Below are 13,260 nucleotides of genomic sequence, written 5' to 3'. Positions count from 1 at the left end.
AGTGTGGTGTGTGCGGTTCGTCCGCAAACATCTTTCAGCTACGATAGATGTAGAGAGACGTGTGCTGCCTACAGCGCGCGAGTCGGTCAGGAAACGATTTGCTCCCCCGAGAGCATCGAATCGGGAAGTTCATCAGACCAACCAATAAGGCCACTGACGACTACGACTCGAGCGACAAGCCGACCACGTCAAGCTGCCCGTGACGACCACGTGTTTACTCGATAGATCATCCAGAGCACGGCCAGGACGATCGCAGCACCGAACAGGAGGCCGAAATACGACGGGGGACTCGTGACGGACACGAGGATACCGAAAGCGAAGACAGCGAGGCCGATACGGAGGATGGTATTCCCCGCGATGTTCTGCACCACATCGTCCGGAACTGTGGCAGTCTCGTCGTAGCCAGCGAGGAGAAATGTCCACCCGCGGAACTTGATCAGTGCGCCCGCGATCGTCAGGAGAGTACCGACGGCGAGCCATTCCAGAGCATCGGCAGACAGTTCGATCATCGGTCCCCACCTCGACCCGGAGATAGCTCGAAGGTGGTAATCGTACCGAACAGTCCGGTCCTGGTCTCCAGTACCCCGAGGCCTGCCTCCGCGACGACATCGCTTGGCTCCTGGGTCCAGCGACACCCCATCTTCGCGTAGTGCGCTTCGGCGCGCCACTCCTGGAACCGGGCGATCGGTCCAACGTCACTGCGCCCATGTTCGACCAGGCGTATCGTTCCCTCGGGCTTGCAGACCCGATTCATCTCCCGCAGTGCCGCGACCGGGTCCGGGAACGTACAGGTCGAAAGCGCCGAAATCACTGCGTCGAAGCTGTCGTCGGGGAATTCGAGGTCCTGGGCGTCCATCTCCCGGAGCGTGCCGTCCATACCCTGTTCGGCGAGTTGTTTCCCGGCGTTGGCCAGCATTTCCGGGCTGATGTCGATCCCGACGAGGTCGACCCCGTCGGGCAGATACTGGAAATTCGTTCCAGTCCCGCAGGCGACATCCAACACCCGGCCGTCGACATCTCCAAATCGGGCTTGCCGATAGCGGCCGATGATGGCCCGGTCGAGCCATTCGAGGCGATGCATACAGTCAGCGTACTCGGCGTACGAGTCCGCGATATCTGACACCGACATCGGTCGGTTCGGTGGCGATGCGGTCTCGGATCGGTGGTGTTCGTGATTGGAGTTCATGTGTTTCGGATTCTCAGTCGTGGTCGTTGTCGTTGGCTACCAGTTCGCAGAAGCGTTCGAGGAACGTCTCGCGATCGGTTCGCCCGGCGTTGGCGGCCAAGAGCGTCTGCTCGAGTCCGTCGCGGTTCTGTTGACAACACCCGCGGTGACAGGGCTTGCAGAGGGACTCGAACTCCTTGCCCTCGCGATTCCACCGATCGCCGTATTTGTCGTATTCGCGGGCCTCTTCGCGACTGAGCGTCTCCCCACAGGCGATACACGTCACCTGCTGGTCTGAGACGTTCCCCCAAAGCGTGGTGGGAGTCATCGTCATCGGTCAACTTCCCCCATGATGGCGTCCAGACTCCCGATGGTGGCGACGAGGTCGGCGACGTACTCGCCTCTCGCCATCGCCGGGAGCGCCGATAGGTTCGAGAACGACGGCCCGCGGATTTTGAACCGGGCGGGCGTCTCGGTGCCGTCAGCACGGATGTAGATCCCGAGTTCACCCTTGGCACCCTCGACGGCCCGGTAGCACTCGCCGGACGGTCTCAGCGTCCGGGGCACGTCGGCCTGGATCGTACGGTCGTCCGCGGGCCAGTCCTCCAGCAGGTCGACGCACTGGTTCACGATCGCTGCGGACTCCTCGATCTCTGCCAGTCGGACGAGTACCCGGGAGAAGTTGTCACAACCGTCGTCAGTGATGACGTCCCACTCGAGGCGGTCGTAGTAGCCGTACGGATCGTCCCGTCGGAGGTCGTAGTCGATGCCGGAGCCGCGAGCGACCGGGCCGGTGACCCCGTACTGCTTTGCGACCGCCGGCGGCAACTCGCCGGTGTCGACACAGCGAGATTGGAAGGCCTCGTTGCCAGTCAGTAGGGTGTGATACTCTTCGAGTTTCCGGGGCAAGTCGTCTGTGAACGAACGCACCTTCTCGAAGAACGCCTGGCGCGGTTCCGGAACGTCCCAGGCGACGCCCCCAACCCGGAAGTAGTTGAACATGAGCCGCTGGCCGGTCAGATTCTCGAGGATGTCCTGAACGATCTCCCGATCCCGGAAGCCATACATGAAGGTGGCTGTGAACTCGCCGCTGACGTCCAGCGCGTACATGGCAGTCGCCAGCAGATGCGAGAGGATGCGAGACAGTTCTGCGCTCATCGTTCGGACGACCTGGGCGTACTCGGGAACGTCGATATCGGCCAAGTCTTCGATGACGCGGGCATAGGCCCACTCGTTCAGCAGACCTGCGCCACCCCAGTCCCAGCGGTCGGGGTAGGGCATGATCTGGTGCCGGTAGGTTCCCTGCTGGCACATCTGTTCCTCACATCGGTGGATGTACCCGATGTCGGGCTCCACGTCTGCCACTTGCTCGCCGTCCAGCGTCGTCTCCAGGTGGAGGACACCGTGGGTCGAGGGATGGTGGGGTCCGATGTTGATGAACATCGTATCCGAGTCCTCGTGGTGATCGTCCGCCTCTAACGGGTTGGCGTGTTCGCGCAGCGGCACGATCTGCGGAGCGGTCTGGTCGTAATCCTCCCGCAGCGGGTGGCCTTGCCAGGTTTCTGGCAAGAGCAGCCGGCGCAGATCCGGGTGGTCCTCGTACTCGATTCCGAGGAGGTCGTAGGCTTCACGTTCGTGCCACTCGGCCGTCCGGTAGACTGGCGCGGCCGACTCGCTGACTGGATCGTCCCGAGGAGTGGGGACGACGACCGAGAGTTCACGCGTCCGGTCGTCGTAGCTCGTGAGATGATACACCGTCTCGAAACGGTCGTCGTACTCCTGAGCAGTCACACACGAGCAGTGGTCGAGACTTCCCTCCGAGCGAAGCGTCGAGAGGACTGTCTGGACTCGGTCGGCCCGGATGACGATCGCGGGGGCGTTCTCGTGTGATTCACGGCCGACGATGGCGTCGTCAGGGAGGGCTGTGACCGCCGTGTCCACGAACTGGTCGGCGGTCGAACGTCGTTGCTGTTGCATCGTCTACTGACTGTCAGTTCCCGGCGTCGAACGGTAGGCGACCTGCCTCACCAGTGTTGCAATATAAGTAGCGAGTATCCACGGCGATTTATTTCGAGGGGCTCGAAGTCACAGTATGCGGTATCTCACGCTGCTGGTCAAACCGGACGGGGACGGTGCCTTCCACCCGCTCGGCGGGGAGTTGACGGCCGATCCCTCCATCGAGCGCCGCGCGATTCATCACGTCGAACTCCTCGAAGACGACACTGTGTTGCTGTTCGCCGAGGCGAGTGGCAGTCAGGAACGGTACAGAGAGATTATGGCGGAATCGCCACACGTCCTCGAGTATCTTACTGCCGGTGAGGACCGCTGGATGGCTGTCAGTCAATTCGAACCGACCGCGGAGATTCACTGGGCGTTGGAACTTCAGCGAGAGTCACTACTGGTGGTCGACACACCGATCCGCTTCACGTCCGAGGACCATCTCAAGGTCACGTATCTGGGGACCGACGAGATATTCAGCACACTCTACGAATACGCCGAGGAAGCCGACTACATGACGGTCGACGTCCTCGAAACCGGAGAGTACGAGACCGACGGCACGTCGTTCAGCAGGGTGATCACGTCTCGACAGGAGGAAGTCATCGAGACCGCAGTCGATCTGGGATATTACAGTGAACCGCGCCAGGCATCGCTCGAAGACATCAGTGAGGTCGTCGGAATCGCACCCGGAACGGTCGGCGAACACCTCCGAAAAGCCGAGGAACGCGTGTTTAGCGAAATCGTCGCCTAACGTCCTCAACCGACGTGCTCCGGATCGGCAGATGAGTTAAAAGAACCCTCACCAGTGTGGCAGTCAGCAGACGCGATTACACGGCGTATTTTCACTCACCGCACCCCCCGCATCTGGTACAGATACCGAACTCAGTCACCGATCCGATACCGATGTCTGTCACAAAAACCCGTCCGAAAACGGATGCATCGCTACTCGCCAACCACGGTGTTGAATCCACCTATCGCGACACCAACGGTGTCCAGCTACACGTCGTGACCGCTGGTGACCCCGACGCGCCACTGGTCGTTTTGCTGCACGGCCATCCCGATTTCTGGTACGGCTGGCGTGACCAGATCACCGCGCTCGTCGACGCCGGATACCGTGTCGTCGTCCCGGATCAGCGGGGCTGTAATCTGAGCGATGCGCCCGAGGGTATCGATGCGTATCGGCAGTCAGAGCTCGCCGCAGACGTTTGCGAACTGATCGAGAGTGAGGGCCGGGAGTCGGCCCACGTCGTCGGGCACGACTTCGGCGGCTTCGTCGCCTGGAACGTCGCCCTCCGGCACCCGTCGATGGTCGATCGACTCGGAATCTGCAACGTCCCACATCCGACAGTGTATCGCGAGACCCTCCGTTCGAGTCCCCAGCAGATCGCCCGGAGCTGGTACGTCTGGTTCTACCAGGTCCCGAGGCTCCCCGAGTGGCTCCTGCGGCGGAACGACATGGCCAATATGGTCGATTCGCTCGAGATCACGTCCAATCCCGGCACCTTCGACGACGAAACGATTGCCCACTATAAGACTGCCTGGCAGCACACGGGAATCAAGCCGCGGATCAACTGGTATCGTGGATTTTGGGAGTCGGAAAGTCCCTCACGTACTACTATTCCACAACCGACGCTGGTCTGTTGGGGCGAAGATGACATCGCACTCGTCCCTTCGATGGCCGAGAAGAGCGTCGACTACTGTGACAACGGGCAGTTACGGAAGTTTCCCGACGCGTCACACTGGGTTCATAACGAACGTGAGGAAGTGACTGAAATGTTGCTCCGTCATCTGTCCTAATCAACGAGGTAACTCAAATACGTGCTTGACCATCCTAGGGCTGTTTATTACCAGAAACGGTAGTTCCATGTGTGCTATGCCGATACCACGTCGTCGTCTCGTGAAGGCACTCGGCATCACTGGCACGGTGCTTTCCTCAGCCGGGTGTTTCGCCCTCGATGAGACTTCTTCACACGAGACAACAGACAGCACAGACACGCGGACAGAGACGCCGACGACAACCGCCGGATGGGCCACCGAAATTCCGGAGACGCCGCCGAGCGTGTCCTGTAAGGCCGTATCGCGACCGATGGCCGAGCCGGTTGATCGCGAGGGGGCGCTCGCACCCCGCGACTATCCCGGCCGGCCACCATCTGAAGCAGCGGGGAAGGCCGCAGTGGAGTACGTCACCAGATTTGAACTGGCCTACAGGCACAACGACGAGATGATTTCGAACACCGACGTGGCGACCGGCGATGAACGCGACAAGTATCTAACTCGTTTCGACATCTCCGTCCAGAACTCGTGGGTCGCCGCGGGCCCCGCTGATTCGTCCGTCGTCCGACTACAATACGTCGGCTCCGGGACGATTCACCCGGGTATTGAGTTTGATTACATCACACAATACGTCACGTACTATATCGATTCGACACGGGTCGTCCGGGCTAGAACGACGCAGAACGATTTCGTCGGGACCGATGCGCTAGATCCCGACCCCTGGGTAGACGGGGACCCGGTGGCCTGTTTCGAGAAGTAGGCACTCCCAAGACGGCGGCACGGACCGGAGGCATCCAGACAATACGCACATCCACTGACAAAATGATCCAGAGCCGCTTTTGCGAAACTCACTCTGCCGTAACTGAATACGACCTCTGTATGCAGCAAGTCTTCTTGACAATCTGCAAGATTACTACTGAGCCGGGTGAGCCGAAATCGTGTATATTCAACCCATCAGGAGTGCGTATGGTACAGGGTGGGTCGGACATCGTACTGCGAGCGTTGCAGTTCCAAATATAGTGAGTTCGCTAAATGCGTGTTTCAGCCCCGTTTACGTCGCTAAACGGCTGTCTGGCAACTATGGAATCCCTAATCTTTCCACTCCAGATATCATAGCAATATTCATATTCTTCTTAATGATATGCTAGCGGTGCTGTCACCACAGTTCTTTTCTATCCCTTTATATTATTCTGGCTTGTCCAGAATTCATCCAGTGTATGGGTGCGAGTCGCTGTCGTCGTGCCGTCATTGCTAACCGATACAACGCAGGTATGAAATCAATCACCGATCGTTGCTGGTTCCCCGTCAGTCGTCGTCAGCTTTGTACGCACCACTCCGATGCTCGATGCTGTAGATGTCCAGCATCTGCTCGGCGTGATTACAGTCGGCAGCCAGACGGAATTGACCGACGCGCAGTTTCGAATACGGTGCGCCGGTCAGCGGTTCGAGATAGTCGTCGGGGTCTCGCCACTGATCGGTCACGATCTCGTCGAGTTTGTCAGTGATCCGGTCCTGGGCGTGGTCGTCGAGATCGTCGTAGGTCTGCTTGGCGGGCTTGCGGAACTGCCAGGTCCACTCGTCGTCACTCATTCGTCGTCGAGGATCTCCTCGCGGGAGAACGTCTCGCTCTCGCCTGTCCGGCGCGCGTGCTCGACGGCAGCGATCTCCTTCCAGCTCTCGCGGGTCAGGTCCGGATGTCGCACTGCGTCGCGCAGCGCCTCCCGGATGAACTCACTACGGCTGTTGTAGCCTTCGTCCTGCCACGTCGCGTCGATGTCTTCGAGAAACATCTCCGTCAGACGGATGTTGATGTTCGTCTTCTCCGGGTCGCCGCTTGCTGTATCCGTATTCGACATACTAATGTGTTACAGACTTGTGGCAAAGAGTGTTTTTGTTAATATTTCCGACAAGATAGCGGTAGAACAGTGTCTCACTACCCGGCCGTCTCAATGCCGAACACGTCGGTGAACAACTGGCTGGCAACCGTGAAAGCTCTGGATGTTCCCCGCCAGGGCCCATCAGCGTACCACCCGGTTTCTGGTCGAACCAAAATATCGTACCAGGCCCTTAGACCGCGGTGAGCGCCGTGTCGAGAGTCGACTCGACACCCAGCCGGTCGGCGAGGTCCCACATCGTCGCGGCGTTGCTGGAGATCACGGGGACGCCGAGCGTGTCCTCCAGATCGGATAGGACCGGCACAGTCCGGTAGTTCGTACAGGAGACGAATACCGCGTCCACAGCAGTATCGTCGGGAACGGCGGACCTGACCTGCCGTTTCGCGTCCGCGGCGGTCAACTCGCCGATCTCGGTGTTGTCGACGAGTCCCCGGCCGTCGAGGGTGGCGACCGCGAAGCCCGAGTCGGCCAGGTACGCCCGCTCGCGTTCGTTCAGTTCGGCGGCGTAGGGTGTGACGACGGCGACCGTCTCGGCGTCGAGCGCGGCGAGAGCGCGTTTCACCGACAGGGCCGTCGCGACGGCCGGCGCGCCGGCCGCGTCGGACAGCCGTGACTCAAGCTCCTCGTCGAAGCCGGGCCCGTGCAGGAGACTCCCCGTCGTACACGCGTACGCGAGGCCGTCGACGGCGGCGTGGGCGAGCAGTTCCGCGGCGTGCTCGGCACCGCTGGCCATCTCGTCGAGACCGTCGACGGTCACGTCCTCCAGCGGCATCCGGGCGGCGTGAACGGTCGTGGCCTCGGGAGCCATCGCCCGGAACTCGGGTTCGGCCGTGGTGTTCGAGGAGGGGACGACGAGGCCGAGACGGGCAGTCATTCGGTCACCTTCTCGTCACGGCGGTCGGCCTCCCGTGCCTCGTCGGACCGGTCGGTCGGGTCGCCGTGGCCACCGCCACCGGGCGTGCGGATCGTCACGGTCGCGCCGGCGCTCACGTCGACAGATGCCTTCGAAGGTACGGGGTCGCCGTCGATCAGATTCTCGCCCATCGCGCCGTCCGCGCCGCCGTCGACGCCGGCGGGCGCGGTGCGGCGGCGCTCTGTGAGCAGGGAGACGGTCGCGTCGGTCTCGACCGTGACCGAGCGTTCGAGTCCAAGGCCGCCCCGGTGTTTCCCGTCGCCGCCGCTGTCCGGGCGGAGGGCGTAGGTCTCGACGCGGAGCGGGTACTCGCTCTCCATCGACTCGACCGGTGTGTTCAGGGTGTTGGTCATCCCGACCTGCACGCCGTCCATGCCGTCCTTGTCGGGGCGGGCACCGAACCCGCCCGCGATCGTCTCGTAGTAGGTGAACTCGCCCTCGCGATCGCCGATGATGAGGTTGTTCATCGTCCCCTGTCCGCCGGCCGGGACGCGTTCGGGGATCGCCTCGGCCAGCGCCGCGAGGGTCACGTCGGTCACGCGCTGGCTGGTCTCGACGTTCCCGCCGACCACTGCGGCCGGAGGCCTGGGGTTGAGGACCGTCCCCTCGGGCGCAGCGACGCTGACCGGTTCGTAACAGCCGTGGTTCGACGGTATCTCCGGGTCGGTGACCGCCCGGACGACGAAGTAGACCGCGCTCTTGGCGACCGAGAGCGGCGCGTTGAGGTTGCCAGTCACCTGCGCGGCGGTGCCCGCGAAGTCGACCGCGATCTCGGAGCCGTCGACGGTGACCGTCACCTCGATGGGGATGTCCTCGTCGGTCACGCCGTCCCCTTCGAGCACGTCGTGTGCATGATACTCGCCGTCGGGGAGGTCGGCGATTTCGGACTCGATACGCGCTCGCGAGTAGTCGACGACGGCGTCGAACGCGTCCAGCAACAGCGAGCCGTGGTCGTCGAGCAGTTCGCCGATCCGCTCTTCGGCCCGTTCGTTGGCGGCGCGCTGGGCCCGCAGGTCCGCCCGGCGCTCGTCGGGCGTCCTGACGTTGGCCAGCAACACGTCCAGCACCGCCTCGTTCAACTCGCCGCCGTCGACGAGGCGCACAGCCGGCAGGCGCAAGCCTTCCTCGTAGATCTCCTGGGCTCCCGGGGGCATACTGCCGGGCGCGCTCCCGCCCACGTCGGCGTGGTGGGCTCGCGAGACCGCGAACCCGATCACCTCGTCCTCGGGCGCGATGGTCGACACGAGCGTGATGTCGGGGAGGTGGGTCCCGCCCGCGAAGGGGTCGTTGACGATGAACACGTCGCCCGGCTTCGGGTCGTCGTCGATGATCGCGTCGACGGCGTCGGGCATCGCGCCGAGGTGGACCGGGATGTGTTCGGCCTGTGCGATCATCTTCCCGTCGGCGTCGAAGAGGGCGGTCGAACAGTCCTGTCGCTCCTTGATGTTCGGCGAGTACGAACCGGTGATGAGGACGTGCCCCATCTCCTCGGCGATACTTTCGAGCTGGTTCCGCAGGATCTCCAGCGTGACTGGGTCGATGTCGTCGGTCATTGTTCGGTCACCTCGGAAACTAACGCGCCGTCGTCACGGACCCGCACGTCCCAGTGTGGGGGGACGACGACCGTACTCTCGTCCTGTTCGACGATCGTCGGGCCACCCAGCGACTGTCCGGGCCGGAGGCGCGCACGATCGTACACCGGCGTCTCGTAGACGCCGTCCTCGAAGGTCGCGTCACGCGCCCCCTTGAGCGGGTCGCCGGTCGCGGTGTAGTCGATGGGCGGCACGTCGCGGTCGACCGTCGCCGTCACGCGGCAGTTGACCAGGTGGACCGGTTCGTCCATCCGGTAGCCGTACGCGACCTCGTGTGCGTCCTCGAACCGGTCGCGGGCGTCCTCGCGGTCGAAGGCGTCGCCGACCTCCACGGAGAGCTCGAAACTCTGGCCGGCGTAGCGCAGATCAGCCGTGTGCGTGACCGTCGCTCGCTCGGGCTCGCTGGTCTCGGCCAGCACCTCGTCGGCCAGGTCGTCGTAGATCCCTTCGACGGTATCGGGATCGACGGATTCGAGCGGGCGCTGGTAGGTTCGGACCGCGTCCTGTTTCTCGTCGGCCGCCAGCAGTCCGTACGCCGAGAGGACGCCCGACGCACGTGGGATGACCACCCGCTCCATGTCGAGGTTGCTCGCGATCGAGACGGCGTGCATCGGGCCGGCACCGCCGAAGGCGACGAGGCCGAACTTCCGGGGGTCGAAACCCCGCTCGACTGTGACCGACCGGATCGCACGCGTCATGTTGGCGTTGGCGACGCGGTAGACGCCCCGGGCCGCCTCGACTGGGTCGTCCATTCCCGCTTGCTCGGCGAGGTCGGCCATCGCGTCGTGGGCCGCTTGCTCGTCGAGGGAGAGTTCCCCGCCGAGGCTGGTACTCGATCCGATGTACCCGAGGACGAGGTTGGCGTCCGTCACGGTCGGTTCGGTTCCGCCGCGACCGTAACAGGCCGGCCCCGGCTCCGCGCCGGCAGACTGGGGGCCGATGCGGAGCGCACCGCCCGAGTCGACCCACGCGATCGAACCGCCGCCGGCCCCGACCGTCTCGATGTCGACCAGCGGCGTCCGGATCGGGCGGTCGTTGATCTCGCCGTCGGTCGTCCGCTCGACCTCGCCGTCGCGCACGAGGCTCACGTCGCTGGACGTGCCGCCCATGTCGAACGTGACGAGTCGCGCCGGGTCGTCGCCGTCGGTCGACGCCATCTCGTTCGCGCCGACGACGCCCGCGGCCGGGCCCGACAGCGCCGTCAGGACGGCGTTGTGCCGGACCGTCTCGGCGTCGGTGATGCCGCCGTTGGCCTGCATGATCCGGGGTTCGGGCAGGCTGGCGTCGGTGGCTCGCTCGGAGAGGTGGCCGACGTACCGGTCGATCGCGGGTCGCAGGTACGCGTCGACGACGGTCGTCGAGGTCCGTTCGTACTCCCGGAACTCCGCCAGCACCTCGTTGGAGGCCGAGACGGGCACGTCCAGTTCCTCGCGGAGGACCCGCGCGACCGTCCGCTCGTTCTCGGGGGTGGCGTACGCGTGCAGGAGGGAGACGGCGACGGCCTCGGCGTCGTCTTCGCGGATCGCGTCCGCCACGTCCCGGACCTCGGCCTCGTCGACGCTCCGTTCGACGCCCTCGGTCGTCGTCCGCTCGTCGACCTCGTACCGCCGTCGCCGGGGGACCAGCGGCGCGGGCTTCTCCGCGTCGAGATCGTACAGCGAGGGGCGGTCCTGCCGACCGATCTCCAGCACGTCCCGAAACCCGGCGGTCGTCACGAGGGCGGTCTCCGCCCCCGACTCTTCGAGGAGGGCGTTCAGCGACACCGTCATCGCGTGTGAGAACCCCTCGATCTCCTCGGGGTCGACGCCCGCTTCGGCACAGGCCTTCTCGATACCGGCCATGACGCCGTCGCTCTGGTCGTCCGTACTCGGCACTTTGGCCGTGACGAGGTCGCCGTCGACCAGCAGCGTCACGTCGGTGAAGGTCCCGCCGACGTCGACACCGACGACTCTATCGCTCATCTAGAGGACCCCCGCCACGTTCAGGAGCGTTCGGAGGCCCAACCCCACCACGATGAGCGTCACGATCGCCCCGAGTGCGTTCGCGATCGGGCCGTTCGTGTACTCGCCGAGGAGGTCGGACTGGTTCATGGCGTAGATGAGGAAGATCGCGACGATCGGGAGCAGGATGCCGTTGACGACCTGCGCGAAGACGATGATCTCGACCGGACTCCCGCCCAGCAGGACCGACCCGACGCCGACCGCCAGGATCGTCCCCCAGACCGCGCGGAACTTCGGACTCTTGAGGTCCGAATCCCAGCCGAGGGCACCCGTCGTCGCCCACGCGCCGGCCAGCGGCGCGGTCGTCGCGCTCGTAAAGCCCGCGGCGAACAGCCCGATACTGAAGAAGATCTTCGCGTAAGAGCCCGCCAGCGGTTCGAGTTGCTGGGCCATCTGTCCGACGTCGTCGAGTTCGGTCCCCAGCGGGAACGCGGCCGCCGCGGTGACCATGATCGTGATCGTGATGAACCCGCCGACGGCGATGGAGAGGATCGTGTCGGTGCGGGACTCGGCGAGATCACCCGGTCCGGACCACCGCTCCTGGACGTTGCTCGCGTGCAGGAAGAGGTTGTAGCCGACGACCGTCGTCCCGATCAGGCCGGTGATGAGGTAGAGCGACCCCTCGGGGATACTCGGGACGAACCCGCCGGCGATCGCCCCCAGGTCGGGGCCGATCAGGATCGCCGACGCGACGAAGGACAGCGCCATGACGGCGACGAGACCGACCAGCGCCCGCTCGATCAGCTTGTACTTCCCGGTGAACAGCAGGGCCCCGGCGACCAGCCCCATGACGACGCCCCAGATCGTCGAACTCACGCCGGTGATCGTCGCCAGCCCCGCGGCACCGCCCAGGATGTTCCCGGACTCGTAGGCCGCGGTCCCGACGCCGATCGCGCCGACGACGAGAAAGATCGCGACGGATTCGACGATCTGGTTGTCGAACCGGTTCCGGAGCGCCTCGCCGAGCCCCTCGCCCGAGACCAGCCCCAGCCGGGCCGACATCTCCTGGAGGACGATCGTCGCGACGATCGAGAACGCGATCGTCCACAGCAGGGCGTACCCCAGTCGGGCACCGGTCACGCTCGCCGCCGTTACCGTCCCCGGACCGATGAAGGCCGCCGCCACCATCGCCCCGGGGCCGATCGCCTTGAGCCGCTGAATAACGTTCATGGTTTCGTATTGAGATCTGTTGGCATGATACCTACAAGCAGAGAAAAGCGTTGTTGAGATGTATGTGCATCCTGCACATCGGCTGTATGAATACGTGAGAAAACAGCGTCAGGATTCACACTCTTTCAGTAATACTTTGGAGAGGCTCTCCTCGATCTCGACCTCGAAGGGAAGGTCGCCGATGCTCCCCTGGATGAACCGCGTCATGAACCAGCGGACCGACTCGGAGGGGAAGACGACCTGATAGCTGTCCCCCTCGGTCTCCCGGACCGTCAGGAACCCACAGAACGAGAGCCACTCGAGGATCTCCCCGAGCGAATCGAACCGCTGGGCGTACTCCTGTGTGTGGTACTCGGCGACCCGGTCGACGGTCTCCAGAAACGCCGGGTCCGGCCCGTCCTCGCCCTCGACGTTGTCCAGAAAGGCGTGGAGCAGGTCGACGTCGAGCAACACGTGTTCGCCCGTGTTCAACATTCGATAGTACGTCTGGAGGTCGTCGCTGTCGCTCGCTCGCGCCGACTCGAAGTTCGCCGCGTAGAAGGAGATCGCCTCGCGGATGACCTCACTCCGGTTCTCCTCCGTCCGTTCGGTGAGATCTTCGAGCGCCGACTGTGCCTCCTCCGTGAGTGATACCGTGACACGATCGCCAGTCATGCTGGTACTCAGTCCCGAGAGCGACATAAACGTTGCAGACCGTCGGCGAGCGTTCTGTTGCCGAACCGACCGGACGACCGACGACGAGCGTGCCCGAACT

At 63.7% G+C, this 13,260-nt stretch carries 14 protein-coding genes; 3 read left to right on the top strand and 11 right to left on the bottom strand.

Annotated features, from left to right (window positions below):
- Positions 1–188: 188 nt before the first annotated feature.
- Genes BMX17_RS05375 through BMX17_RS05360 form a run of 4 tightly spaced genes read right to left on the bottom strand, consistent with a single transcriptional unit; the run spans position 189 to position 3,142 of the window.
- Positions 189–509, bottom strand: a complete 321-nt coding sequence (locus BMX17_RS05375; protein WP_092658421.1) for a DUF3784 domain-containing protein — start codon at positions 507–509, stop codon at positions 189–191.
- Positions 506–1,186, bottom strand: a complete 681-nt coding sequence (locus tag BMX17_RS05370) for a class I SAM-dependent methyltransferase (RefSeq protein WP_244514935.1) — start codon at positions 1,184–1,186, stop codon at positions 506–508. The genes BMX17_RS05375 and BMX17_RS05370 overlap by 4 nt, the downstream gene beginning before the upstream one ends.
- A 13-nt stretch (positions 1,187–1,199) precedes the next feature.
- Positions 1,200–1,499 (bottom strand): DUF7562 family protein, encoded by a 300-nt coding sequence (locus tag BMX17_RS05365; RefSeq protein ID WP_394327893.1) that lies wholly within the window; start codon positions 1,497–1,499, stop codon positions 1,200–1,202.
- Positions 1,496–3,142, bottom strand: coding sequence for an NADH-quinone oxidoreductase subunit D (locus BMX17_RS05360; RefSeq protein ID WP_092658416.1), 1,647 nt, complete (start codon positions 3,140–3,142; stop codon positions 1,496–1,498). Before BMX17_RS05360 ends, BMX17_RS05365 begins: the two co-directional genes overlap by 4 nt.
- Positions 3,143–3,257: 115 nt before the next feature.
- Between BMX17_RS05360 and BMX17_RS05355 the strand changes: the two genes are divergently transcribed.
- The 3 genes from BMX17_RS05355 to BMX17_RS25025 all read left to right on the top strand — a co-directional run bounded on the left by BMX17_RS05355 (position 3,258) and on the right by BMX17_RS25025 (position 5,696).
- Positions 3,258–3,914, top strand: a complete 657-nt coding sequence (locus tag BMX17_RS05355) for a helix-turn-helix domain-containing protein (protein ID WP_092658414.1) — start codon at positions 3,258–3,260, stop codon at positions 3,912–3,914.
- A 152-nt stretch (positions 3,915–4,066) separates the two neighbouring features.
- A complete protein-coding gene (locus BMX17_RS05350; protein ID WP_092658412.1) occupies positions 4,067–4,960 on the top strand; it encodes an alpha/beta fold hydrolase in 894 nt (297 codons plus the stop codon).
- A 25-nt stretch (positions 4,961–4,985) separates the two neighbouring features.
- On the top strand, positions 4,986–5,696 hold the full coding sequence (locus tag BMX17_RS25025) for a hypothetical protein (RefSeq protein ID WP_139203431.1): 711 nt from the start codon (positions 4,986–4,988) through the stop codon (positions 5,694–5,696).
- Positions 5,697–6,241: 545 nt separating this feature from the next.
- Here the strand turns inward: BMX17_RS25025 and BMX17_RS05340 are convergent.
- The 7 genes from BMX17_RS05340 to BMX17_RS05310 form a co-directional block, all read right to left on the bottom strand.
- Complete coding sequence (locus BMX17_RS05340; protein WP_092658408.1) at positions 6,242–6,526, bottom strand: type II toxin-antitoxin system RelE family toxin; 285 nt, start codon at positions 6,524–6,526, stop codon at positions 6,242–6,244.
- Entirely contained in the window at positions 6,523–6,792 is a 270-nt protein-coding gene (locus tag BMX17_RS05335) for a ribbon-helix-helix domain-containing protein (protein ID WP_170845331.1), read from the bottom strand. The genes BMX17_RS05340 and BMX17_RS05335 overlap by 4 nt, the downstream gene beginning before the upstream one ends.
- Before the next feature lie 211 nt (positions 6,793–7,003).
- Positions 7,004–7,705, bottom strand: a complete 702-nt coding sequence (locus tag BMX17_RS05330) for a maleate cis-trans isomerase family protein (RefSeq protein ID WP_092658404.1) — start codon at positions 7,703–7,705, stop codon at positions 7,004–7,006.
- Positions 7,702–9,297 (bottom strand): hydantoinase B/oxoprolinase family protein, encoded by a 1,596-nt coding sequence (locus tag BMX17_RS05325; protein ID WP_092658402.1) that lies wholly within the window; start codon positions 9,295–9,297, stop codon positions 7,702–7,704. Before BMX17_RS05325 ends, BMX17_RS05330 begins: the two co-directional genes overlap by 4 nt.
- A complete protein-coding gene (locus BMX17_RS05320) occupies positions 9,294–11,297 on the bottom strand; it encodes a hydantoinase/oxoprolinase family protein (protein ID WP_092658400.1) in 2,004 nt (667 codons plus the stop codon). The genes BMX17_RS05325 and BMX17_RS05320 overlap by 4 nt, the downstream gene beginning before the upstream one ends.
- Positions 11,298–12,506: an Nramp family divalent metal transporter gene (locus BMX17_RS05315; RefSeq protein ID WP_092658398.1), complete on the bottom strand. Its 1,209-nt coding sequence runs from the start codon at positions 12,504–12,506 to the stop codon at positions 11,298–11,300.
- Between the two features lie 108 nt (positions 12,507–12,614).
- On the bottom strand, positions 12,615–13,160 hold the full coding sequence (locus tag BMX17_RS05310; RefSeq protein WP_092658396.1) for a ribbon-helix-helix protein, CopG family: 546 nt from the start codon (positions 13,158–13,160) through the stop codon (positions 12,615–12,617).
- Positions 13,161–13,260: the final 100 nt, after the last annotated feature.

Origin of the sequence: Halorientalis persicus (assembly GCF_900110215.1) — an archaeon.
GTDB lineage: Archaea > Halobacteriota > Halobacteria > Halobacteriales > Haloarculaceae > Halorientalis > Halorientalis persica.
This window is presented reverse-complemented; position numbering and strand designations above follow the sequence as displayed.

Bases quoted from the DNA above. Each gene is read 5' to 3' on its own strand.
- BMX17_RS05375 (WP_092658421.1), bottom strand. From the start codon at position 509: ATGATCGAACTGTCTGCCGATGCTCTGGAATGGCTCGCCGTCGGTACT.
- BMX17_RS05370 (WP_244514935.1), bottom strand. From the start codon at position 1,186: ATGAACTCCAATCACGAACACCACCGATCCGAGACCGCATCGCCACCG.
- BMX17_RS05365 (WP_394327893.1), bottom strand. From the start codon at position 1,499: ATGACGATGACTCCCACCACGCTTTGGGGGAACGTCTCAGACCAGCAG.
- BMX17_RS05360 (WP_092658416.1), bottom strand. From the start codon at position 3,142: ATGCAACAGCAACGACGTTCGACCGCCGACCAGTTCGTGGACACGGCG.
- BMX17_RS05355 (WP_092658414.1), top strand. From the start codon at position 3,258: ATGCGGTATCTCACGCTGCTGGTCAAACCGGACGGGGACGGTGCCTTC.
- BMX17_RS05350 (WP_092658412.1), top strand. From the start codon at position 4,067: ATGTCTGTCACAAAAACCCGTCCGAAAACGGATGCATCGCTACTCGCC.
- BMX17_RS05340 (WP_092658408.1), bottom strand. From the start codon at position 6,526: ATGAGTGACGACGAGTGGACCTGGCAGTTCCGCAAGCCCGCCAAGCAG.
- BMX17_RS05335 (WP_170845331.1), bottom strand. From the start codon at position 6,792: ATGTCGAATACGGATACAGCAAGCGGCGACCCGGAGAAGACGAACATC.
- BMX17_RS05330 (WP_092658404.1), bottom strand. From the start codon at position 7,705: ATGACTGCCCGTCTCGGCCTCGTCGTCCCCTCCTCGAACACCACGGCC.
- BMX17_RS05325 (WP_092658402.1), bottom strand. From the start codon at position 9,297: ATGACCGACGACATCGACCCAGTCACGCTGGAGATCCTGCGGAACCAG.
- BMX17_RS05320 (WP_092658400.1), bottom strand. From the start codon at position 11,297: ATGAGCGATAGAGTCGTCGGTGTCGACGTCGGCGGGACCTTCACCGAC.
- BMX17_RS05315 (WP_092658398.1), bottom strand. From the start codon at position 12,506: ATGAACGTTATTCAGCGGCTCAAGGCGATCGGCCCCGGGGCGATGGTG.
- BMX17_RS05310 (WP_092658396.1), bottom strand. From the start codon at position 13,160: ATGACTGGCGATCGTGTCACGGTATCACTCACGGAGGAGGCACAGTCG.